Consider the following 23,066-nt stretch of genomic DNA (forward strand, 5'->3'; position numbering starts at 1 on the left):
ATTATCTTTTGTAATGCAAATTTTTATTTTAATTTTTGTAAAATAGATTCAATATTATTCGCATTGTCTAATGAATGATCATAAATAAATTCCAAATCTGGACAGCGATAAATTTCTAATTTATGAGCTAATTTACTACGGATTTCATTTTTATATTCTTGTACTACATTGACAAGTTCCGATTCTGTTTTTATTAATAATGAAGAATAATAAACCTTAGCGTGGCCTAAATCATTTGATAATTTAACAGCACTAATTGATAAAGTATTTAAAATTTCATTACGAATTTCTCGTTGCATAATAAATGTTAAATCACGGGAAATCAATGATTGCAGTTTTTCAATTTTAATCTTATTTGCCATATATTTCACCTTATTTCTAACTTTACTATTATTATAACAAAGCATTTCAATAAAGCGAATATTTTTATATTATTATAATAAATCTAGCAAAAAATAAGAATTATTGTTCAGACAAAGTATTATTATGATAATATTTTAAAGATTATCAAGGAGGAACTATGAAACGCTGAAAATATAAAATTTGATATAAAGACTATCTTTGATATTATAAAATAATAATTGGCAGTTTAGCTTTTGGATTTTTAGCTTATGGTTTTTATTCTGACATTTTTAAAGAATTCTGATATGTTGATAAAGATTCTTATCGTGCCAGTTTACAAAATTATGATATCTTATTAAGTTTTTACTCAGTGCAAGTTAATATCATTACCATTACATGATTATTATTAGCAATCTTTAATCATCATCGGGAACAAAAAAGTTGATTCTTTTCAACAAACTTTAAATTAAACATTTTAAATTGAAATTTGTTAATGTTTTTTATTTTTTGAATTGGGATTATCATTGGCTACAAAAATGGTCAAGTGACAATTTCCGAATACACTAAAGCCCAAATTAGTTGTACAGTTGTAACCCATTTTATTATGCCAATTCTATTTTTTATTTATACATTTTTATCTTTTGGTGATCATCGCCTTAATTGAAGAAAAGAATTTTTAATAAAAGATTGATGAATTAGTTTAAGTTATCCGATCTTTTATTTAATGTATGTTTTAATTCGTGCCGCAGCCTGAACGCATGACGGCGATACAATTTGAGCTTATCCCTATCCTTTTTTAGATATCGATAATCCAATGATTGATGGTTTAACAAGAATTCAAGCTACTTTCTTTATTATCTTTATTTTTGTCATAGTTTTTACCACTTTCCAAGTTGGGCTACAAAGTTTAAATAATGGAATGTACCGCGTATTTAATAAATACGAAAATAAAACTTTATGGTATGAAAAAATTTATCAAAACATCAAGCAAAAATTACATACAAAAAAAGAATATAAAAAATAAAAATAGTAATCAATATCGAACAAGAATTGATTACTATTTTCTTTTTGCATTCGTGATAAAATTTGTTATTGTTGTTATGTATTGCAAAGGATTATAATAAATCCCACGAACATGGTCACAATTAAAAACAACACGCGAACTAATTTTTTTATGTTCATATCTTCGTTTATTCTGATAGGCTTCTCGGCCCATTACATAAGGGGTCGCATGGTCATTTTTACATAAAAGATATAAAACTGGCAGTTTTGCTAATTTATCTAAATTCTCCCCAGGATTGATTTGTTCTGGATCATAACCACGGGTATCAATTGTATAGCGCCGAATTGCATAATAGTGCTCATAATAATTAACTTTAATCTTTAACATATAATAACGATATAAATCATTTAAATTACTAATTGTTGAATCCAAAATAGCACTTTTAATTAATTTATTTTTTGCAAATGATAACTTTAAATATTCCATAATTACAAAAGTTCCCATTGACCACCCATGAAAATTAAGTTCTTTTAGTTTTGGATCAATTTTTGTTTGTAAAAAATTAACAACTGCTGCTAAATCATATTTTTCATAATATCCCATAGTTGTCATTTTTGCTGTTGACTCGCCATGGTTCCGTTGGTCAAAAACAATCACATTATAACCTAATCGTAAATAAATTAATCCAAAAAAAACAGCGCGAAACTTATGTGAATTAAGACCATGAACAACTATAGCCCATTTTTTATTGTTATTATTTTTTACTCATGACCGAATAGCAACAGTTTTTAAAATTACATCATCATAACCCGAAACATCATATTGATGTAAATCTCATTTTTGTGCTAATTCATCTGCCGTCAATGTCATTTCCGCAATGTGTAATCGTTTCGATAAATCAGTAATATATCTTTTACAATATGCTTCTAAATCGTTATTAGTTTTTTTTCGCCATCCGTTATGCGTTAATAAAATTCGTCTATCATGAAAAGTATAAAATAGTCTAATATAAAAGGAATTACTATTCATATAATCTTTTAAATGTTCATCATCAACAATACGATAACTGTGATCGGTAATTAATTCACGACCATGAGTTAAATCAAATGATTTTAATTCTTCATCATGTTTTTTTGCCATAACTTTATTCTAAATCTTCTTTCGTAAATCCATAAGGTAATAAATCTTGCATTGTCGTAACATAAGAATCCCCCTTTTGATTATAAATTTCTATCGGAACATCATGGCCAAGTAATTCCCATAAAAATTGCCGACACGTCCCACACGGTGATCCTTGTTGATTGCTATCAGTATATAAAAAGAATTTAATAATATCTTTTTTTTGATAACCTAAAGTATATACTTGTGCTAAGCATGTTCGTTCCGCACAAATTGTCACAGAATAAGCCGCATTTTCAATATTAACACCCTTTACTTCCGTCCCATCAGCTAAAAGACAAATTGCACTAACATGAAAATTAGAATATGGGGCATATGCTTTTGTACTTAATAATTTTAGTTTTTCAAAATAATTCGTCATATTTTTTAACTCCTTTTAACTAATGTTTAAATATAATTTAATAACATCAACTAACGGCGGTAACATAATTAACAATCCAATTGCAATTGCCAGAATTGAATTAATTAAGGTTGCCGCGGCACAGATATCTTTAATTTTTTTTGCTTTAATATTATATTCAAATGACAATAAATCAACAAAGTTTTCAACCATCGTATTAATTAATTCAAATCCAATGACAATTCCAATTGTTAATAATAAAATTGCTCATTGAACATAACCAAATTCATTGGGAAGCATTTTCTGTAATCAAATTCCTAGCCCAATTACAACTAATGAAACAATAATATGAATAATTAAACTTGATTCTTCTTTAATTGCGGTATAAATTCCACGAAAAGCATTTGAAAACTTGTTCCGTAATTTAAAAAACATTTTTTTCTTTGTTGGTGATCCTTTTGCCATTACATTAATCCCTTCTTCTTTCTCTTCTTATTCTATTGGAATTCGATGAATTTGTAAATCATTTAACACTTTCCGTTGTAAATTAAACATTGTTTCTTCTGTTGCTGGTGTTTGGTGATCATATCCTAAAATATGCAACATTCCATGGGTAAATAAAAATGCAAATTCCCGACGGACCGAATGATTATATGTTGCTGCTTGTTCTAACGCTTTTTCATAACAAATAAAAATATCGCCTAAACTACGCAAACCTGTTAATTGTAATAAATCAATCGTATTTTCTTCTTCTAAAGCAAAAGTAATGACATCAGCAACATAATCGTTTTGTCGATATTGCTTATTCAGCTCCAATTGTTCTTTCGCATCAACAATAATTAATGATAATTCTAATGGCTCTGAAATATTTAATGTTACTTTAATCTTCTGAAAAATTGCCATAAAATCAGCTTGATATGGTACAATATCAAACGTTGTTGCATTATGAATTACAAAATCATCCTTTATTACCAAATTTCAACACCTAACACTTTCTTGTTTTATTATAACAAATTAAATCATTATCTTCATCAAATAATCTAATGTTGTATATTGCCCAAAATAAATTTTAGCTGGCAAATATCAAAAATTAATAGTAAGCTCATTTTGATTTAAAATTAAATAATAGTTATTTTCTCACTTAATCTGAACTATTGTCGCTTGTCAATAATTTTGAACGAAATACTCTAATTTAACTTGTTTTGTGATATTAACAACAGTCGGCATTTGTTTTGGGACAAAAACATATTTTAATTCTTCGGTACTATCTTTTAAAATTGTTAAATAACCATCATAGTATAATTTAAGAGGATAAAAACCAAGTAAAATAAAAAATCCCTTTAATTTTGTCGAAAACTCTTGATATTTATAGAATATATCTAATTTTAGGTATATTTTTAATATATAGAGGTAAATAATTGATGGAAAAAATAATTACAGAATTAAAAAACAGTTTTACAGATGATCAATTTTTAGAATTTGCTGAAAAAATAAAAAAAGAAGCAGAAGTAATCAAAAAACAAAAACGTTTAAATGAAATTGATCAAAAATTTAGAGATAAAGGCATTATATGTCCTGATTGTAAATCTTATCATTGTGTTAAAAATGGTCATAATCCCGAAGGAAAACAAAAATATTTATGTAAAAAATGTCGTGCTAGTTTTGATGCTTTTCGTCATCATTTTACTTATTGAAGTCATTTAAATTATGAACAGTGAAATTTATTAATTCAAATTTCATTATTAGGACAATCTAGTAAAATAATTTCCCGTTTTATTAAAACAACACCAAAAACTGCTTGATATAATCGTCAAAAATTAATGCAATCAAAACAATTAGAAAATACTCAATTAAAATTTAAAAAATTAAATGGTCAAATCCAAATTGATGAAACTTTTATTAAAGAAATCCATAAAGGTAATTTTAAAGATAAATTTGATAAACGAAAAACTCATCTTGATCCATTTTCAACTAATACCAAATGCTGTATTCAAATGGTAGTTGATAGCAATAATAATATTTTTGTTCAATCCACCAATACCAAACGATTACAAAAACAATGAATTATTGAAAATATGAATAAGCAATTAATTAAAGAAAAATCAATAATTATTTCTGACATGCAACCATTATATTTATTAGTAGCAAAACAAACAAATTCTACTCTATATTCTACCAAAACTAGTACAAACCCTGATACTAGTTATCGAAAGTTAAATAAGATTAGTAAATTACAATCCAGTCTTAAAGAAGCCTTAATTCATTATCATGGTTTGGATTTCACTAATATTCAAAATTATTTAAATCTATGAAAATGAAAATACCAACATAAAGGTTTAACACCAAAACAACAATCAACGGTATTATATTTTAATGTTTAAAAAATTTAAAGCAAAATCATGATCTTAAACAAAATTATTTTTCAAATTGTCATATTGATGATTTTTTTATTTCATCAAGAGTTTTCGACAAAATTAAAGAAAAATCCGCCAAGCAAAAAAGAGCAAATTAATATTAAAGAAATTGCTTTTTTATTCATTTTCATCACCCAAAAAATTGAGTTTTGTCAAATCAATTACCTCTGAAAAGAATTGTTCAACAATCATATCATGGCCAGCATAAACAATCATTTTGTCTGTTTTTAAACTAAATAATAATTTTAATAACGTAATTTTACTTTCATAATCAACATTACTTAAAACCTCATCAATAAGATAAACATCACAAGATTGTAATAAAAGATTTAAAAATAAAATAATTTGCCGTTGTCCTCGTGATAAATTCTCGCCATTATTGTAAACTAATTGGTCAAGTACTAATCGATTTTGTTTTAACAATTTCTTTACAGCTGGTAAAGTTAAAATTTGATAATCACACTGCTGTTGAAAATTAATAATATTGTCATAAACACTACCAGTAAATAAAAAATCATCTTGATGAAATAATAATACCTTTGGCCGCATTGCTTCTTCATTAAGCATTACTAAATCAAATTGATCATTAAACATTACCTCGCCACTTGTAATTGGTCGTAATTTTGCTAAAATTTCTAGCAAAGTTGTTTTTCCTGAACCACTACGTCCTTTAATAAAACAATGATTTTGTAAAACTAAAGTAATATCTTTTAAAATAAAATTATCATTAAGAACATAATTTAATTTTGTCACAACAAAAGTTTTAATAACTGGTAATTCTAACTGTCCTGCTGTTGATTGCTGCGCTGGGAATAATAAAAATACCGTTTGATGAAAAGCTTTTTCTAATTTACCTTTTTCCACAATGAGTCCTGATAATTGGGTTGTAAAATCTGATAATAAAACTAGTTAAAGCACTGTAAAACATTAAATTTCCAATAGTTAAAGTTTGCTTTGTGATAAAACTAATTGCTAAATAAAAGATTAAGAAAATAACAAGTTGGGAAATAAAATTTAGAATTAATTTTTGAATAATATTATTTTTCTCAAAACCATAAGTTTCAGCTAAAAAAGTAGTAAGTTGTTTTATTCATTGATAATTAAAATAAGCCTCTAAATGCCGACTTTTTTGAAATTTAAAACTACGATATAATTCTAATGTAATATTTTCAAACTTTAATCCTTGTTGATATCAACGATTGTACCAAAATTTATTAATTTGCAAAAATAAAAAAGATAGAAAAAATACAATGACATTCTCTAATAAAACAATTACTAAAATCAAACTATTCAAATGAAGTAAGAAAATCACACCAATTATTAACATTAAGAAACTAAATAAAAGTTACGGAAAACTTGTTCCTAAAAAAGTTGCTAAAATTAAAACATCGCCTTGTCGTTTTAATCATTCACTTGTAGTATATCTTTCAAATTCAACTATTGAAAGATTTTTCAAATTAGATACAAATGTTGTTATCATTTTTTTTGTTAATTTTTGTTGAAATTGGACAAGGACTTTTTGAAAAAAGTAACTAAAAAGAACCCGAAAACAGTAAATAATTAGAAAAATAACAAAAAAAAGTAAAATCTCATAATGTAAGGCTGTTGTTAACCGATCAAAATAAACCTTAATAAAACTTTTCCCAAATAGTATCAAAAAATTTACCACAATACTAAGAAAAATAACTCAAAACAAAAAATTTTTTTGCTCTTTTAAAAAAAGAAAAATTAAATAAAATGTTTTTATTTTATAAGTTAATTCTTTCCTTTTTTTAGTAAAAATAATTACAGCTTGAAATTTAACCATAAAATCGCTAATTAACACTCACTGTCCTTTATGAGTACTAGGATCTGCTACAAAAAAACGTTTTCCTCGCCGATGATAAATTACAACATAATGATAATATCCAGCTTCATTTAAAATATAAGCAATTATCGGCTGTTCAAAATCTAATGTTAATAGTTCTTCCTTATTAACTTCGAAAGCAGTTAAAACTAAATTATATTCATTTGCAATTTGACTTAAACTATAAACACTTAAAGCTCCTTGATAATTTTGAAAATGATGTTTTATTTCATCAATTGCTAACTTTTGTTGATGATAATATTCAATTAGCATTGCTAAACAAGCATAACCACAATCATCGCTTTGCTCTTGTTTTACAAACGGGTATCACATAAAAACACCTCTTTTCTAGTTATTTTTAACCAAAAAAGCGGTTTTTTCCTGTTATAAATTATAGCCAACTATTATAAACTTTACGATAACCAGCTTTTAATCCAATGCTTAATAAAGCAAAAAGGACAATTGCACCACCTAAAAACGCATACCAAATTGGGGGCGGGGCGGATAATTGTAACCACATATTGACATTCGGAATATATGGCAAAGCAAAAATTAATATTAAAATAAATAAGATTGGTAATACTAATTGTAATGGCGGACAGTCTTTTCAAAATGCTAATTTATTAGTCCGCATAAAGAAAATCATTAGCATATGTAATAAAGCCCCCTCCGTAAACATTGTCGTTTGGAACTGTGAAATTAATTGTTCATTATTACCTTGACTTGGGTCAACCTTTAAGGTTAAAGCCAATGATGTTAAGACAATTCCCATCACAACAAAATTTAAGACACTCATTAAAGTGACGGACGGACCATTTCATAAAGTAAAGGATATAATTCCTTTGGTATCCCAACTTCGTGGTTTTTTAATATAGTCAGCATTAACAGTATCAAACACAACGGCAACTTGGGAAAAATCAAATAATAAATTTTGAAATAAGATTTGAATTGGCGCCATTGGGGCAAATGATAATCATGCCGAAGCAATTAATAAACTTAACATTAAACCAAAATTAGCAGCAACGGTAACTTTTAAGTACTTAATAATATTAGCAAAAATACTACGCCCTTCAATAATTCCTTGTTCTAATACTAACAATGATTTCTCTAATAGAATAATATCAGAAGCTTCTTTTGCAATATCCGTCGCATTATTAACTGATATTGCAACATCACTTTTTCGCAAAGCCAGCGCGTCATTAATCCCATCCCCCATATATCCAACTTTATGTTTATTCTTTTGTAACGCTTCAATAATTCGGGCTTTTTGTAACGGGGTTAATTTTGCAAAAATATCATGCTTTTCAACAGCAATAATTAATTGATCATCCCTCATATTTTCAATTTCTTCACCAACTAAAATTCCCTGCGATTTTAAATTAATTTTCTCACAAACTGTTGCTGTTGTCTGAGCAGTATCTCCTGTTAAAATTTTCATTGTAACACCATACTTATTAAGTAATTTTAAAGTACCCTGGACATCTTTTTTAATAACATCAGTAAATGATAAAAAACCAAGAAAAATTAAATTATTTTCATCATCTAAACTTATTTCATTTTGTTTAATTGGTTTATAAGCTATTGCAATTAATCGCATCCCTTGTTGATTTAATAATAATAAGTTTTCAATAATCTTTAATTTTGCTGCTTTATCAAGGGCTAGAACTTCGTCATTAATTTCATATTGAGTACAAAGTTCTAGCATTTCTTCAATAGCACCTTTGGTAATCATTATTTGTTCAGAGTTTGCTTTTGCCTTTACTAAAACTGAAACCCGGCGCCGCATAAAATCAAATGGTAATTCATCTAATAATTGGTACTTTGAAGATAATTCCTTCGTATAATTAACTTTTCGATAACTAATAATCGCTTCATCAATTTGATTTTTCATTCCTAATTGAAAATAACTATTTAAATAACTATACGTCAAAACTTTTGGATCATTAATTTTGTTAATATTATGATAATTTTGTAATTCAATTGTGTCTTCAGTTAAAGTTCCAGTTTTATCAGTACATAAAACATCAATTGCTCCTAAATTTTGAACAGCATCAAGTTGTTTAATAACAACTTTTTCTTTTGATAAATTTTTACTTCCCCGAGTTAAATTTGCCGCAACAATTACTGGTAATGATTCTGGAGTTAATCCAACAGCAACGGAAAAAGCTAAGATTAAAGCATCTAATCATTCTCCTGTTCGAATTCCGTTTAATACTAAGACAATTGGCACCATAATTAAAATAATTAAAATAATTAATTTAGTAATTTTTTTAATTCCAAAACTAAAATTATTTTCTGATTCAATATTTGTTAATTGCACATTGAGCGCCCCTAAATAAGTATTAATTCCTGTTTTTAAAACAACAGCAATGGCACTACCTGCCACAACACTGCTCCCCATAAAGCATAAATTAGATAAATCAAAAAATTGCTGTGGTTCAGGATTGGCAATAATTGTTTTATAAATTGGAGCCCCTTCCCCATTTAAAACCGCTTGGTTAACAGAAAGATTTTTAGTATAGATAATTCGAACATCACTCGGAACAATGTCTCCCGTTGAAAGATAAATTAAATCCCCCGGAATTAGTTTCTTTGACTCAATTTTTCATGCTTTTGCCACTAAACTTGGCAAAACTGTCTCATTCATATTGGTAAGATTTAATTTTCCTTCACGTATTACCATTGATGTTTTTTTTACTAATTGTTGTAATTCTTTTGTTGTTCGAAAAGCTTTATAATCTTGAACTAAAGAAATCGTTGCACTTAAAGTCATCATAATTGCAATAATAACTGCACTAGCTAAAACTAAAGTATCATTTAAGTTTTTCACAAAAAAAGTTCCTAATTCAAAAGCAAAAATAAAAATTAATAATAAATTAAATGGATTAACAAATGTTAAAAAGATATTTTTTAATCATTTAAATTGTTGTGGTTTAATTTCTGATTGAGGAGTATTACGGTGATATTCATTAACTTCATTATTATTATATCCAATTTTAGCGGCAGGAAGGTTTGCTATCACTAGTGGTAAATTACTTTGAGCTAAAGTTTTATATTCCGCAAAAATTTCAGTTTCATTGAATTGTTGTTTTAGTTTTTTCATTCAGAATGGCCTCCACTTATTATTTTAATCATATCATATTTTTTAAAGGCCCTTATAAATTAATACAAAAACAGGATTCTCATCCTGTTATAAATATCTTATTTATTAATAATTATGACATTAAACCAGCTTCATATAATCGTTTAAAACGTCCTTCAATTTTTTTCAGTTCATCAAAGGTACCACTTTGTACGACACCATTTCCTTTTTCTAATACTAATATTTGATCAACATTTTTAATTGTACTTAAACGATGGGCAATAATAATTGTCGTACGACCAGCCATTAGTTTATCTAATTCCGTTTGAATTTCTTTTTCAACAATATTATCTAATGCACTTGTTGCTTCATCTAAAATTAAGATTTCAGGATTGCGTAAAAACATGCGCGCAATTACCAATCGTTGTTTTTGACCACCGGATAAGATAAAACCACGTTCTCCTAAAACAGTCGCAAATCCTTCTGGTAACTCAGCAATAAAATTATATAATTCTGCTTTTTTAGCTGCTGCTTCACATTCCGCATCAGTGGCATTAAAAGTTCCATAACGAATATTATCATAAAAGGTTCCATACAGAATTTGTGGTTCTTGTTCAACATAACCAACATGATCTAAATAAGATTTTAAGTTAACTGCTTTTAAATTTTGATTATTATTGACAAAAATTTCCCCTTTTGTTGGGTCATAATAACGTAATAATAATTTTGAAATTGTTGATTTCCCAACACCAGTTTCACCAACAAAAGCATAACTTTTCCCTTGTTTAAAATGGAAACTAAAATTTTCTAAAATATATGGTTCTTCTTCATCTTCAGGATCATATTTAAACCAAACTTTGTCAAAAACAATATCGCCATTAATATCTTGTAATGGTGCTGTTGCTGAATTAATATTAATTTTTGGAACTTCATCAAAAATTTCTGCAACACGAGTGGCTGAAGTTGAAGCTGTTGCTAAATTAGCTAACAGACGAACAACCTGAATAATTGGAAAAATTAATGAATTAATACTCATAGTAATTGATAACATTACGGTTGGATCTAAGCGATTATCATTAACAAAGACAATTCCAACAATCAAAGCAATTGTATTCATACTAGTTAATGTTGTAATAACAAATGCAATCACAATTGACTGCACCTTAATGGCACGCATACTTACTTTATAATATTCCTTATGAATATTATTAAAACGTTCTTTTTCATATTGATTAGTTCCTGTTGTTTTAATTAACCGAATAGCATTAATGCGGTCATTAACATCCCCATTAACATCTGAAACAACTTTCCGTTGTTTATACATTAAACGACGAATAAAGGTAAAACCAAAAGAAGTTAATAGCAGAATTCCAAATGAAACTCCTAAGATAATTCCTGCTAACTCAGCCACAGTTGCTGTCCCATCAATATAAACTAAATTACCATTAACATCAACAACCGGTTGGATTCCTTTTGGACTATCTTGATATTGTAATACGCGGTTATCTAACGTAAACATAATTGCAATACTTCCAATAAAAGTAAAAAAAGCATTTAAAAAATTTTGAGGTACTTGAAAAGCTTGATCACCTAAGATTTGAGTGTCCGAAATTAATTTTGTTAAAATATCTCCCATTTTTTTATCATGATAATAGTTCATATCTAAATCAACTAATTTGTTTAAAACTTTAATTCGAATATCAATCTCAATTTTCCGTGAAATTGATCCACCAACTAAACTTTGCAAATATAAGAAAAATCCAGAGACAATGAATGTTGCACCAAAACCAATTGCCCAATACATTAATGTTCCTCATGGCATTGACGGATCATTAATACTTGATCGTGCTAACATCCCAGTTGTTAATTGTGTCATAACAATATTTGTTAATTTTGGTAGGGCCACTGTAACGCCACATGTAATAATTACAAAGAAAATTAAACATAATCAGCGGAATCAAAATTGCTTATAATAAATTGATAATAATTTAAAAAATCCCATTGAACTTGTTTTTTTCTTTTTGTTCTTAACCTGGCCTTGTTTTATGTTGCGGTTAGTTACATTTATGTTATCATTTTGTTCAGTCATAGTTAACTCCTTCTGTTAAATAATTGTTAAGTACTTAACAAAATTATTATACGAATTTAGAAAAAAATTACAAGATATTTTCCTAAATTTGTTAAATATTTAACATTTATTTGCTACCAACCGCAATTTCATTCTTAAAAAAATCAACAATTTTTGCCAAATCAGCTAATAATACCTGATAATTTGATTCCGATAATGTTTTAGCAATTTTTTGATCTAATTCATTAACCAACATAAAAACAATTGGTTTCAATGTTAATCACTTTTCTGTTGAAACTAAATAAATCACTTTTTTATTATTTTCTGGATGAGTTTTAACAACATACCCCTTTTGTACTAATTTTTTGGAAATAATACTAATATTAGCCCGTGATTGGTGCACAACTTGCGCTAATTCATTCATTGGATAATTTGGAAATCGTTCAATTAAAATTAATAATCAAATATTTGAAATTTGAAAATCATCATAACCACGTTTTTGCAATTCAAGTTCAATTTGTTGTGAAAAAGCTTTATTAATATAACCAAGATAACGAAACAATGTTCCTTGGCATAGTGCTCCTTCTGACGATATTTTATCAGACATATTTTTCCTCCTCACTAATTTTCCGAAATTTGTTCTCTCTTGTTATCTTAACATAGAACAAAATAATGTTAAACATTTAACAAATATTAATGAAAAAGTATGTTGCGATTTATCGTCCCACAAATTTAATTTTCTAAATCATGAATTGGATTATTATTTGTTAAAATTTCAATTTCAAAAACAATGTTTTTTGCCGTTAGTTTTCCTTTTTTCTCATCATTAACACGAAAAGCATAGTTATTATAAACAAATTCTTTAATATCATTCTTTGATTTTGTTAAATCATAACCTGTTTGTTGCATAAATCATTGGTACAATGTTTGTCCAGTGCTTTCTAACGGTGCGGCTAAGTGTAAATACTTTTGAAATACTTTCTTTACAGCGGTACTACCATGAATTCAAAACATATGATGGCCAATCTCTTTTACTTGCCCAGTTTCATCATCTTCATCATAAATTTCACCAACAAGTTCTTCTAAAATATCTTCCATTGTAACAACCCCCAGAAAATCATGACTATCGGCATTTGTACTTACAATTGCCATATGTAATTGTTCTTGTTGAAATAATTCTAAAGCATCATCTAATTTTAAGTATCAAGAAAAGAAAATTGGATTAGAAACTAGACTTTTGATTTCAATTTCTTGATGATCAATTACGGCAATAAAAACATCTTTAATATTTAGAATCCCAATTACTTTTTCCGATTCTGGTGTTAAAACAGGCATTCTTGTAAAACGTTCTTCTTTATAAAAACGTTGTAATTCCCGCCATGTTGTATTACTGTAAATTGCTTTAACTTTTTCTTTTGGTCGCATAATTGAACCAATTGTTTTTTCATCAAATGTAATTGCTGATTCAATCAGTTCTTTTTCGTTTTTTTCCAAAACTCCTTCTGATTCAATAGTTGAAATTAATTCTAATAATTCATTTTCTGTTGTTGAGACGTCATTTTTTTGTTTTCGTAAAATAAATAATCAAGTAAAAGGATAAAATAAAATCTTTCAAATTCATAAAATATAAGCTGAAAAAATAGAAAAATTTTCTGGAAAAGTTTTGGCAATTGTTTTTGGAACTAATTCACCAAAAATTAAAACTGTAAAACCAATAACAATTGTTGAAACTCAAGTGGCTGTTTCAGTACTACTAATTAAGGTTGCAAAAAATAAGGTTCCAATTGTCGCTAAAGCAGTATTAATTAAAGTATTAGCAATTAATATTGTTGCTAACGTGCGATCATAATCCTTTACTAATTTATAAACTTGTTTTGCTTTTCGAATTTTTTTATTTGTGGTTTTATTCTTGCGTCTGCTAACATTATTTTTCGCTATTTGTTTCAAACGAATCACATTAATTGATGTAATTGCCGTCTCAGATGCCGAAAAGAAACTCGAAAAAACTAATAACATAATCATTATTGGAAGTAATACAGCAAGAGCAGTAGCTCTATCCATCATTAGTTTTATCCCCCGAATCTTTTTGTTAATTATATATTGTACATATTATATACTTTTTCCAATTTTTTTCCACCAATAATTTACTAAAATATTTAATATTTTTTGTTAAAATAATAAAAAATAATGTATAGTTATTAATAGACAGTATTATAAATAATTCTTAGGAGGAATAGAAATGAGAAAACTGCTAAGCACAATGGCAGCCTTAACAATTGTATCAACAACGGCAACCACAGTAATTGCTTGTTCAGATAAAAATATGATATATTATACTGAATTTATGGATGGGATTAATAAAAAAGAAAACTTTATTTTTATGGTTTCTGCCCAAAATTGTATTCATTGTCAAAATACCCATGACACAACTATTGCGGATTTATATACTGATGGTAAAGGTAACTCAAAATTTAATGATTACTTAACAGGAAAATATGGTGCTCAATATGCCTTAACTAGTTATCCTGTTAGTGCTGAACAACAAACAAAAATTAAAAATACTCGTTTAATTATTACTAATGATGTCAAAGACTTTAATGGAATTTGACAAACAAAATGAGCAAAAAAAATTGCTAAATGAATTGTAACTCAAGAACAAAATGCCCATAAGATTAATGGCGAAATTGACAAAAGTATTACTGCTGATTCATTAGGATTAAATGGAACACCAACTTATGTCTACATTAAAAATGGGAATTATGTTGGTTTTGAAACTGGTGAAATTGGTAACTTTGAAACTGGTTCAAATCCTGACCTATGAATGCAACGTTTTATTAAACACATTGTGTTAGAAGATTGAGATACTAACCATAATAAATAATAAAAAAAATACTCAGCTTAATTGTCTGGGTATTTTTTTAATTAAGCATTGTTACAATTGCATTAAAAATAATAAACAAATGGTTATAAATTATTTGGTGGGTATACATTTTGCGCCGATCATTAATAATAATTGGCGCTTTTGTTGTTAAATTTGTCTCTAAAATCGGTGAATTTTCTTTTAAAATAAATTTAATATTATCCAATGGTAATACTTTATCCGTATGCTTTAAAACATTAAATAAGTAATTTTGATTACTATCAATAATAATTCACAAAACAAGATCATACTTTGTTAGTCTTTCTAAAAACTTTTTAGCAATAAAATCATGTGTTGTCATACTTACATCAAACCCTAACCCTAATAATTGATGATAAAAATTAATTAATAGATCTAAATGCGTATGCTCACCAATTAAATAAATTTTATTTATTGCGTTTAGCATTGTTTTTAGTTCTAAAATAGATGATAAGTTTTCATTTAATAATTTTGTCATCATAATTGTATGACTTGACACTAAATCTCTAATTGTATTTTCCAATGGATTAATACGATGCAATTGATTTAATTTTTTTAAATTATCTAATTCATAACGAAAGAAAATATAAAATTCTTTTCAGCCAGTAAAACCAAGCATTTTACAAAACTTTGTTACCGATGAGACACTTGTATGCGATGTTTCTGCAACATCATTAATAATAAAAGTTTCGTTTGGTACTTTAGCAAAATTTAAAATTGTTTGCGCAATGATGCCATTAACAGTCTCATCATTACGATTAATAATTTCTTCTAACTTCTCAAGAATATTAGTTTTTAATAAATGCATATTCCCCACCTAATCATTCCATGTTTTATTTCCTCAACTTTCAATTATGATTATAATAAACTTGGAATGAAAAAAATTTGAGAGTTTATTGAAAATATTTTCCTAATCTATGCCCTCTGTTCGATCCTTTACGACTGCTTCAATTTTTTCTAGAACAGTAAACAATTCTTCAAATTCAAACTTTTCAATTTGGTTACATACATGTTGGACATTATTTAATTCCATTTTAACCTCCTTTCAAGGAGCAAATTACCAAGCCAAAAACCTTTTTCCTTGCAAAGAAAAAACTTTGTCGTAATCAACAAAGTTTTATATAATCTGAACATCTAAATTATATTGTTTAGCAACATCTGGTTTATCAGTTACTAAGCATGAAACATCTTTTGTTTCATAAAATTTAAAGAATCCTACCTTATTAAATTTAGTACTATCTGCTAATAGGATTTTTGTTTGTACTCGAGCTAAAGCTGCTAATTCAACCCGTGCTTCCTCTTCATTACTTTTATAAATTCCACCTGTTTCATCAATTCTATTTACTGAAAAAATAACTTTTGAAAATTGAATTAATGACAAACTTTCTTCACAAAATGATCCGTAAAAAGCTTGTGATTTTTCCCGCAATTTACCACCAAACAAAACATTATATTGGACATTAGAATTATCTTTTGCCAATTGTAAAATTCGAAATGAATTAGTAACAATTTTAACTGGTTTATCAATTAAAGTGACAAAAACTTCACATGTTGATCCAGTCCCCACAAAAATAACATCATTCTTTTCCAAAAGGTTTAGAATCTTTTTAGCAATAATCATTTTTTTATTAAAATTAATACTGCTTGTTCGAACATCAATGCTACATGATTTATTATGAACCCCTAAAAAATTAATACCACCATAAGACATTGTAATGATACTTTCGTTTTCCAGTTCTTTCAAATCCCGACGGGCTGTTGTAGCAGAAATATTGAACTTACGCACATGTTCAAGAACATGATTCATTTCATGGAAAGGTTTTTGGCATAGATACTCTAATAACAAGTCTTTTCGTTGGATTCTATGCATATTTTGTACTCCTTTTTATTAATTAATTTTATCCGTTATAATTATAACTAAAAAAACATTATTTACCAAAATTTTCCAAAAATTTTCGTAAATTTTCTACAATTTTTCAACTACGTAAAACTTGATACAATTCATCATTGCTTGCGGTTTGCATTGCCCCAATACTATCAAAACGTAAATTTAAAGCCCTAATTCGTTGTGTTCCTAGCAATGGAACCGCTTCTAAAATACTTGTTGTCAAAGCTTTAGTTTGACGACGACGAAAACTACTAATAGCAAAATGATGAACATCATCTTGCATTTTTGTCAAAAACAAAAATAAACGACTAGTTTTATCAAGATATACTTTTTTCTTTCCTAAATTAAGAATATGATCTGTTTTATGTTGATTATTTTTAACTAAACCAATGATTGGAATTGTTAATTTTAATTTTAGCAATTCATTTTCACATGCATTTACTTGTTGGATTCCCCCATCCATAATAATTAAATTAGGTAATGGTTGTTCTGTTTCAATAAGTTTTTGATATCGTCGCTGTACAACTGCCGCAATCCGTCTTGCATCATCTTGATAAGCAATATTAAGATTATATTTACGATAGTCATTCCGGGATGGACGCCCATTTTTATAAACAATAACTCCCCCCGTTACAAATTCATTATTAATATTTGCAATATCAATCATTTCAATTAAATATGGTACTTCTTTTAAATGTAAACAATCTTGTAATTCCTGTAAAACTTCAACATTATTTAATTGTCCTTGGGCTGTTGATTGATATTGACGATAAGATTCATAACTATTATCTGTTGCCATGCGCATTATTGTCTTTTCAACTGCTGTTTGCGGATGAAAAACACGATTATCAAATAGTAAATTTAATTCTGATAAAGCAATTGTTTCATTCACAATAATTTTACTAGGCAGCATATTTTTTTGATAAATATTCTGTAAATACAATCGATAGAACTCTTGATAATCATCATTAATTGTTACTGGATAATATTCAAAATCTTTATAACTTAATTTTCCAGCCCGATAAAAAAGTGTTGTTAATACTAAATCCTCGTCAGTTTGATATAAACTAACAACATCAACATCATCATCTTGATTTAACATTTCAACAGTTTGGGAAGATAAAGTTCAATCAAGATTTCGGGTCAATAATTTTAGCTTTTGGGCTTCTTCAAATTGTAAATTGTTTGCTGCTTGCAACATTCTTTTTTCCAATAAGGTTTTTATTTCATTAAAATTTCCTTTAAAAAAAGCATGAACCTTTTTAAGCATTGTTGTATAATATTCTTTTGGCACTATTTTAAAACAAGCACCAGAGCATTGATTAATATGATAATATAAGCACGGTTTACCAAGTTTTCCTTTACAACGGCGTAATGGATATAATCGTTCTAACACTTTGATAATTTCCCGGGCATGGCTTCCTTCCGGAAAAGGACCATAACAACGAGCATACTTTTGATGAACATTACGGACATATAAATATTGTGGATCTGTTTCTTTAGTAATAACAATATATGGATAATGTTTATCATCGTTTAATAAAATATTATATTTTGGTTTATATTGTTTAATTAAGTTATGCTCTAAAATCAAAGCTTCTTTTTCGGTTTTTGTAATAATTGTTTCTAACCGAATAATTTCTTGCACTAAGCGCGTTGTTTTATAATTATAAACCTTATTAAAATATGAATTAACCCTATTACGTAAATTTTTTGCTTTTCCAACATATAATACTTGGTTAAAACTATTGAAAAATAAATAACATCCTGGTTTTAATGGCAAAATTTCAACTTGTTCTTTTAATGATAACTTTGTTGTCATATTTTATTTTTCCCCTTATATTGTATTAATATTTTATGCTTAATTATGATAATTAGCAACTAGGATTAGCTTGTTAAAAATAAAAACTACTTTTTTAAAAGTAGTTTTTATTAATTTTTTAATGCTTTTTTAGATTCCTCTACCAGCATTTTAAATTCACTTGGATTATGAATTGCTAATTCTGATAACATCTTACGATTTACTTCAATGTTAGCTTTATTTAATCCATTCATAAATTGTGAATATGAGATATCATGTTCACGCACCGCAGCATTAATTCTTTGAATTCATAATGAACGAAATTCTCTTTTTCGTTGTTTTCGATCACGAAATTCATATGCCAATGATTTCATTACTTGTTCTTTTGCTTTTTTGTAATGAGTTGACTTTGTTCCAAAATATCCTTTTGCTTGCTTAATAATTTTTTTACGACGTTTTCTTGTTGTTGGTCCGCCTTTAACTCTTGCCATTTTTTAATACTCCCTTCTCATTAATATTAATCTTGTAATAATTGTTTTAATCTACTTTTGTCACTTTGATCCATTAAACCAGCTTTACTCAAATGACGCTTTTGTTTTGTTGATTTATTTTGGGCTAAATGCGACGTATAAGCATGTGCAATCTTTCATTTTCCTGTTCCAGTTACTTTTACTCGTTTTGCTAAAGATTTTTTTGTCTTCATTTTTGGCATAAACTTTCCTCCTTTTTATTTTAACAGTTAATTTAATTAATTATTTTTTTGGTCCGACATACATATCTAAAAACAAACCATTTAATTGGGGCTCTTTCTCCACTTTTGCTATATCTTCAATATAACTAAAAAATTTATCTAATGTTTCTTTCCCAAATTCAGGTCGAGCAACTTCACGGCCACGAAATTTTAATGAAATTTTAACACGATTGCCCTCTATTAAAAATTCCCGAACTTTTTTTGCTTTAAATTCTAAATCATGATCACCAATTCCAGTTCGTAATCGCATTTCCTTATTTTCAGTTATATGTTGATTTTTCTTGTTTTCTTTTTCTTTCTTTTTTTGTTCATATTTATATTTTCCAAAATCAACTAGTTTTGCTACTGGTGGATTTGAAACTGCTGATACTAATAATAAATCAAGACCTTTTTCCTCAGCAAAACGAATTGCTTCATTCCGTCCTAATGGACCAATTCTGCTACCATCATCCATAATAATTAAAACTTCTCATGCTCTAATATCATAATTTATTTGCTCAATATTTTTATTGTTTTTAGTAGGTTGATTCATCCAATTCCTCCATTTTAATTAATTAAAAAAACGCTTAAAAGTAGCGCTTCAATTAACAAGAATTATCCCTTAAACGATTAGTGAATAATCGTTATAAACCTAATTTAATCTTGTAAAACCTATTAACCACAATAAAGGGCATAGGTGAGCATTAACTACTTTAACATTTTCCAAAGTTAATTATATGTTTTTTATATTCCTTAGTCAAGATAATTGTTAATTTTATTATAAAATATTTTCCGAATGAAGTCGAACCTTATTTCGGACACTTTATTAGATAATAACTTCATATTGTTAATTATTCAAGATTATATCAATTAAAATATAAATTTGTTCAATATCTAAGCTTATCAGAGTTATATTCTGTTTTATCTAAGGTTTTTTTATAAATGTTTCATAATAATTCAATATGTAGATTATCTTTAACCTTCCTGTTCGAGACTTCCAAATTTGACATCCAGCATATTTCAATATTCTATTGTATTGGTAACTTCTAAATTCTGAGTCATTTTCACTATAAATAATTAACCCTTCCAAAATATTTTTATTTTATAGTTATTTTTTATTCCTTTTGGGAAACCCCCTTTAATCTTAAATTCAACTTTTCTTACATTTCAATCTGCCATTACAATTCTTGATTTTCCTGTTATGACACTTGTAATTTTGTTTGCTATAAAGATATTTTTCAAGACTTTTATCCTAAATGTTCGATGTTAATCTTTTCTTTCTCATCTAGGATATCGTATTTCATAATAAAAACCTCAATTCTTTCACTTCCATTTTAACTTATTTTATTGTTAAAACTTTATTAAGTGTCCAAATTAAGGTTACCCTATCAAATCACAATATTTTCTGATTAACATTATTAATTTAAATACAAATTTTTAATAAAGCAAAATGAAAATTAAATATGCAAGAATCTTTGGAAGGCATTCTAAAGTTTGGTTTTTTGTTAACCATTCTTTTATAATACTTTCTTTAATTTTTAAACTGCTATTTTTCAAATATAAGTCTTTTTTGTTCAAGTATAAAGATATCCAGCCGCAGACCAAACCATTGAATAAATTTTACCAAAATCGTCAAAAGAACTAATTTTTATATTTTTCTTAGTTTTTAAATTCAGACGAAAAATTTCAGCACTTCCATTTCCAATATATAATGATCCATCAGAACCCAACATTATTGATTCAATATAAGATATTTCTACAAGAATACTATGCTGTGCAGTCTCTAAATTTACTCATATAATATAATTAGCAGTTGCAACATACAAGTACCCATCAGAATCCAGTAGCATATTTCTAGCATACTCCGACCCGATATTATTTATCAAAATAGTCTGTTCCCCAGTTTTCAAATTTACCTTGAAAATAGATTTAAAAGTTCCAACATACAAGAACTCATCAGAGGCGATAACCATGTCTTTAATGAAAGTATCAGTTTTAAGCTCAATAAATTTATTATAATTTTGTAAAGTAACTTTAATTAAATTACTATACCCCATAATTAATTTACTTGTTTAATACGCCCTAATAACAATTCAGATATTGATACTTGAATTAACTAAATCAACTGATTGATATTCTTTTTCATTTTCATCTGCATAAATCTTATAAGAATAATCAACATTAAGTTGTGCTTGATTTGCAATTTCGTTAATAGTTTGTTTAATCACATCATCATAAACTTTTCGAATATTAATTTCTGTCACATTACCCGGATCTGGAAAAGAAACTAATTTGGGCCCTGTTAGAGCATTAATTCCTGCAATGCTTACTTTGTTATTACCTAACGCCGGCAATTTGACTGACAGATAATTAGTATTATTCATTAGAAGTTTACTATTCGCTGCTACAGTAATCATTAATCAAATTTCAAGTCCGGTTGTTGACAAATTAACTGGTTGAAAAATAGCACCCTTATTATTTGAAAATAATTGATAATCATAATCTTTAAAAGTAATGCCTTTTGAATATTCAGCAATTCCATTAAAAATCAAATATTTTAAACTATCTCTAATTTCATCTGCCTCAACTTGGTAGACATTTTTTGCATTGATTATTTCAGGACTTTTAATTTTTGTAATTTTATTTAAATCAAAAGCACTTATTTTTGTTTCTTTATGTGACTTTAAATATAATTGTCATGCTCCAATTGCAATCCCAGTAAAAAGTAATACTAAAACAATACTACATAAAACAAAAATTATTGTCATTTTTTTATAACGTTGTTTCAAACTAAGAAATGATTTTCTGACACCCTGCACAATTTGTTGCGGCTTAGGTTCCAATTGGGTAATAGTCGGAGCTAATTACTGACTATTATATTTAGTTTGAGAAAAAGTTATTTCCTTTGGTAGTGTTTTAACAGGAGGACGGGCATTTTTATGAACATCAATTGCCCTATTTTTAAATACTGATAAGACACTAGCTGGTAAAATAATTCTTCCCTGCTTCAATAATTGTTTTGCTTCAGATGGCAAGTGACGCAAATCACTATGACGAAAAAAACCATAAAATTCATTATTATGTTTAATCAAAACAAAAGGAACAATCTTCTTTTGCATAGTTACTTTTGGATCAAAAAAGATCTGCTCAAATTCAACATCTTTAATACCCGCTGGGTATTTTTTCTTAATTGCTAAGACAATTTTTTTGACACTCTTTTTGCAATTATTACATAAATTATTATAATTTAAAACACTTTCAAAGTTCATCCTTAATTGTCCCCTATTAGCTTAGTTATAATAAAAGTATTAAAATATAAAATGTTATTATAACAGGCTCTCCTGCAACTAACATAGTTGCAATCATTAAATCAATAATATTTTTCTAGTTTTATTAATTATATAATGAAAAATAATATAAAATGAATTTTTAAAACAATTAATTTTTGAAATAATAAAATTAATTGCATTATTA

The 23,066-nt window shown here is 27.2% G+C and carries 23 protein-coding genes and 1 pseudogene; 3 read left to right on the forward strand and 21 right to left on the reverse strand.

All coding sequences use genetic code 4. The annotated features are described in order from the left end of the window. Nucleotides 1–23 precede the first annotated feature (23 nt). Nucleotides 24–362, reverse strand: coding sequence for a 30S ribosome-binding factor RbfA (gene rbfA, locus ACQH24_RS04845; protein WP_425379504.1), 339 nt, complete (start codon nt 360–362; stop codon nt 24–26). Nucleotides 363–520: 158 nt separating this feature from the next. Between rbfA and ACQH24_RS04850 the strand changes: the two genes are divergently transcribed. Further along, nucleotides 521–1,366, forward strand: a complete 846-nt coding sequence (locus tag ACQH24_RS04850; RefSeq protein ID WP_425379505.1) for a hypothetical protein — start codon at nt 521–523, stop codon at nt 1,364–1,366. A gap of 33 nt (nt 1,367–1,399) precedes the next feature. Here ACQH24_RS04850 and ACQH24_RS04855 read toward each other — a convergent pair whose 3' ends face one another. The 5 genes from ACQH24_RS04855 to ACQH24_RS04875 are packed head-to-tail and all read right to left on the reverse strand — an operon-like array spanning nt 1,400 to nt 4,091. Further along, entirely contained in the window at nt 1,400–2,485 is a 1,086-nt protein-coding gene (locus tag ACQH24_RS04855) for an alpha/beta hydrolase (RefSeq protein WP_425379506.1), read from the reverse strand. A gap of 4 nt (nt 2,486–2,489) precedes the next feature. Next, nucleotides 2,490–2,885, reverse strand: a complete 396-nt coding sequence (gene cdd / locus ACQH24_RS04860) for a cytidine deaminase (RefSeq protein ID WP_425379507.1) — start codon at nt 2,883–2,885, stop codon at nt 2,490–2,492. 15 nt (nt 2,886–2,900) lie between these two features. Continuing rightward, the gene (locus tag ACQH24_RS04865) at nt 2,901–3,329 is read right to left on the reverse strand and encodes a diacylglycerol kinase family protein (protein WP_425379508.1); all 429 of its coding nucleotides are present in this window, start codon (nt 3,327–3,329) and stop codon (nt 2,901–2,903) included. Nucleotides 3,330–3,356: 27 nt separating this feature from the next. Further along, a complete protein-coding gene (gene ybeY, locus ACQH24_RS04870; protein WP_425379509.1) occupies nt 3,357–3,839 on the reverse strand; it encodes an rRNA maturation RNase YbeY in 483 nt (160 codons plus the stop codon). A 39-nt stretch (nt 3,840–3,878) separates the two neighbouring features. After that, nucleotides 3,879–4,091, reverse strand: a complete 213-nt coding sequence (locus ACQH24_RS04875) for a hypothetical protein (protein ID WP_425379510.1) — start codon at nt 4,089–4,091, stop codon at nt 3,879–3,881. 194 nt (nt 4,092–4,285) lie between these two features. Here ACQH24_RS04875 and ACQH24_RS04880 point away from each other — a divergent pair, with 194 nt between their 5' ends. Next, complete coding sequence (locus tag ACQH24_RS04880) at nt 4,286–5,245, forward strand: transposase (RefSeq protein ID WP_425379511.1); 960 nt, start codon at nt 4,286–4,288, stop codon at nt 5,243–5,245. 150 nt (nt 5,246–5,395) lie between these two features. On the opposite strand, the pseudogene ACQH24_RS04885 reads toward ACQH24_RS04880, so the two are convergent. The 5 genes and pseudogenes from ACQH24_RS04885 to ACQH24_RS04905 form a co-directional block, all read right to left on the reverse strand. After that, nucleotides 5,396–7,457 (reverse strand): annotated as a pseudogene (locus ACQH24_RS04885) (cysteine peptidase family C39 domain-containing protein). 58 nt (nt 7,458–7,515) lie between these two features. Further along, nucleotides 7,516–10,227 carry a magnesium-translocating P-type ATPase gene (gene mgtA / locus ACQH24_RS04890; RefSeq protein WP_425379512.1) on the reverse strand — a complete coding sequence of 904 codons (2,712 nt, stop codon included), beginning with the start codon at nt 10,225–10,227 and terminating at the stop codon, nt 7,516–7,518. A gap of 112 nt (nt 10,228–10,339) precedes the next feature. Next, on the reverse strand, nt 10,340–12,295 hold the full coding sequence (locus ACQH24_RS04895; protein ID WP_425379513.1) for an ABC transporter ATP-binding protein: 1,956 nt from the start codon (nt 12,293–12,295) through the stop codon (nt 10,340–10,342). 106 nt (nt 12,296–12,401) lie between these two features. After that, nucleotides 12,402–12,881 carry a MarR family winged helix-turn-helix transcriptional regulator gene (locus ACQH24_RS04900; protein WP_425379514.1) on the reverse strand — a complete coding sequence of 160 codons (480 nt, stop codon included), beginning with the start codon at nt 12,879–12,881 and terminating at the stop codon, nt 12,402–12,404. A 125-nt stretch (nt 12,882–13,006) separates the two neighbouring features. Further along, nucleotides 13,007–14,338: a hemolysin family protein gene (locus ACQH24_RS04905; RefSeq protein ID WP_425379515.1), complete on the reverse strand. Its 1,332-nt coding sequence runs from the start codon at nt 14,336–14,338 to the stop codon at nt 13,007–13,009. Between the two features lie 175 nt (nt 14,339–14,513). On the opposite strand from ACQH24_RS04905, the gene ACQH24_RS04910 reads away from it, so the two are divergent. Further along, nucleotides 14,514–15,155 carry a hypothetical protein gene (locus tag ACQH24_RS04910; RefSeq protein WP_425379516.1) on the forward strand — a complete coding sequence of 214 codons (642 nt, stop codon included), beginning with the start codon at nt 14,514–14,516 and terminating at the stop codon, nt 15,153–15,155. A gap of 37 nt (nt 15,156–15,192) precedes the next feature. Here ACQH24_RS04910 and ACQH24_RS04915 read toward each other — a convergent pair whose 3' ends face one another. From ACQH24_RS04915 to ACQH24_RS04960, 10 genes are all read right to left on the reverse strand, one after another. Then, nucleotides 15,193–15,981: a MurR/RpiR family transcriptional regulator gene (locus ACQH24_RS04915; RefSeq protein WP_425379517.1), complete on the reverse strand. Its 789-nt coding sequence runs from the start codon at nt 15,979–15,981 to the stop codon at nt 15,193–15,195. Between the two features lie 102 nt (nt 15,982–16,083). Next, nucleotides 16,084–16,206, reverse strand: a complete 123-nt coding sequence (locus ACQH24_RS04920; protein ID WP_425379518.1) for a hypothetical protein — start codon at nt 16,204–16,206, stop codon at nt 16,084–16,086. 84 nt (nt 16,207–16,290) lie between these two features. Continuing rightward, on the reverse strand, nt 16,291–17,043 hold the full coding sequence (locus ACQH24_RS04925) for a DeoR/GlpR family DNA-binding transcription regulator (protein ID WP_425379519.1): 753 nt from the start codon (nt 17,041–17,043) through the stop codon (nt 16,291–16,293). Between the two features lie 58 nt (nt 17,044–17,101). Continuing rightward, entirely contained in the window at nt 17,102–18,871 is a 1,770-nt protein-coding gene (uvrC, locus tag ACQH24_RS04930) for an excinuclease ABC subunit UvrC (protein WP_425380695.1), read from the reverse strand. Between the two features lie 122 nt (nt 18,872–18,993). Next, entirely contained in the window at nt 18,994–19,353 is a 360-nt protein-coding gene (gene rplT / locus ACQH24_RS04935) for a 50S ribosomal protein L20 (protein ID WP_425379520.1), read from the reverse strand. 26 nt (nt 19,354–19,379) lie between these two features. Further along, the gene (gene rpmI, locus ACQH24_RS04940) at nt 19,380–19,574 is read right to left on the reverse strand and encodes a 50S ribosomal protein L35 (protein WP_425379521.1); all 195 of its coding nucleotides are present in this window, start codon (nt 19,572–19,574) and stop codon (nt 19,380–19,382) included. A gap of 40 nt (nt 19,575–19,614) precedes the next feature. After that, a complete protein-coding gene (infC, locus tag ACQH24_RS04945; protein ID WP_425379522.1) occupies nt 19,615–20,145 on the reverse strand; it encodes a translation initiation factor IF-3 in 531 nt (176 codons plus the stop codon). A 985-nt stretch (nt 20,146–21,130) separates the two neighbouring features. Then, nucleotides 21,131–21,649: a hypothetical protein gene (locus ACQH24_RS04950; RefSeq protein ID WP_425379523.1), complete on the reverse strand. Its 519-nt coding sequence runs from the start codon at nt 21,647–21,649 to the stop codon at nt 21,131–21,133. Nucleotides 21,650–21,664: 15 nt separating this feature from the next. Then, nucleotides 21,665–22,435 (reverse strand): hypothetical protein, encoded by a 771-nt coding sequence (locus tag ACQH24_RS04955; RefSeq protein WP_425379524.1) that lies wholly within the window; start codon nt 22,433–22,435, stop codon nt 21,665–21,667. 21 nt (nt 22,436–22,456) lie between these two features. After that, on the reverse strand, nt 22,457–22,861 hold the full coding sequence (locus ACQH24_RS04960; protein WP_425379525.1) for a hypothetical protein: 405 nt from the start codon (nt 22,859–22,861) through the stop codon (nt 22,457–22,459). Nucleotides 22,862–23,066: the final 205 nt, after the last annotated feature.

Source organism: Spiroplasma endosymbiont of Stenodema calcarata, assembly GCF_964031205.1.
Lineage (GTDB): Bacteria > Bacillota_I > Bacilli_A > Mycoplasmatales > Mycoplasmataceae > Spiroplasma.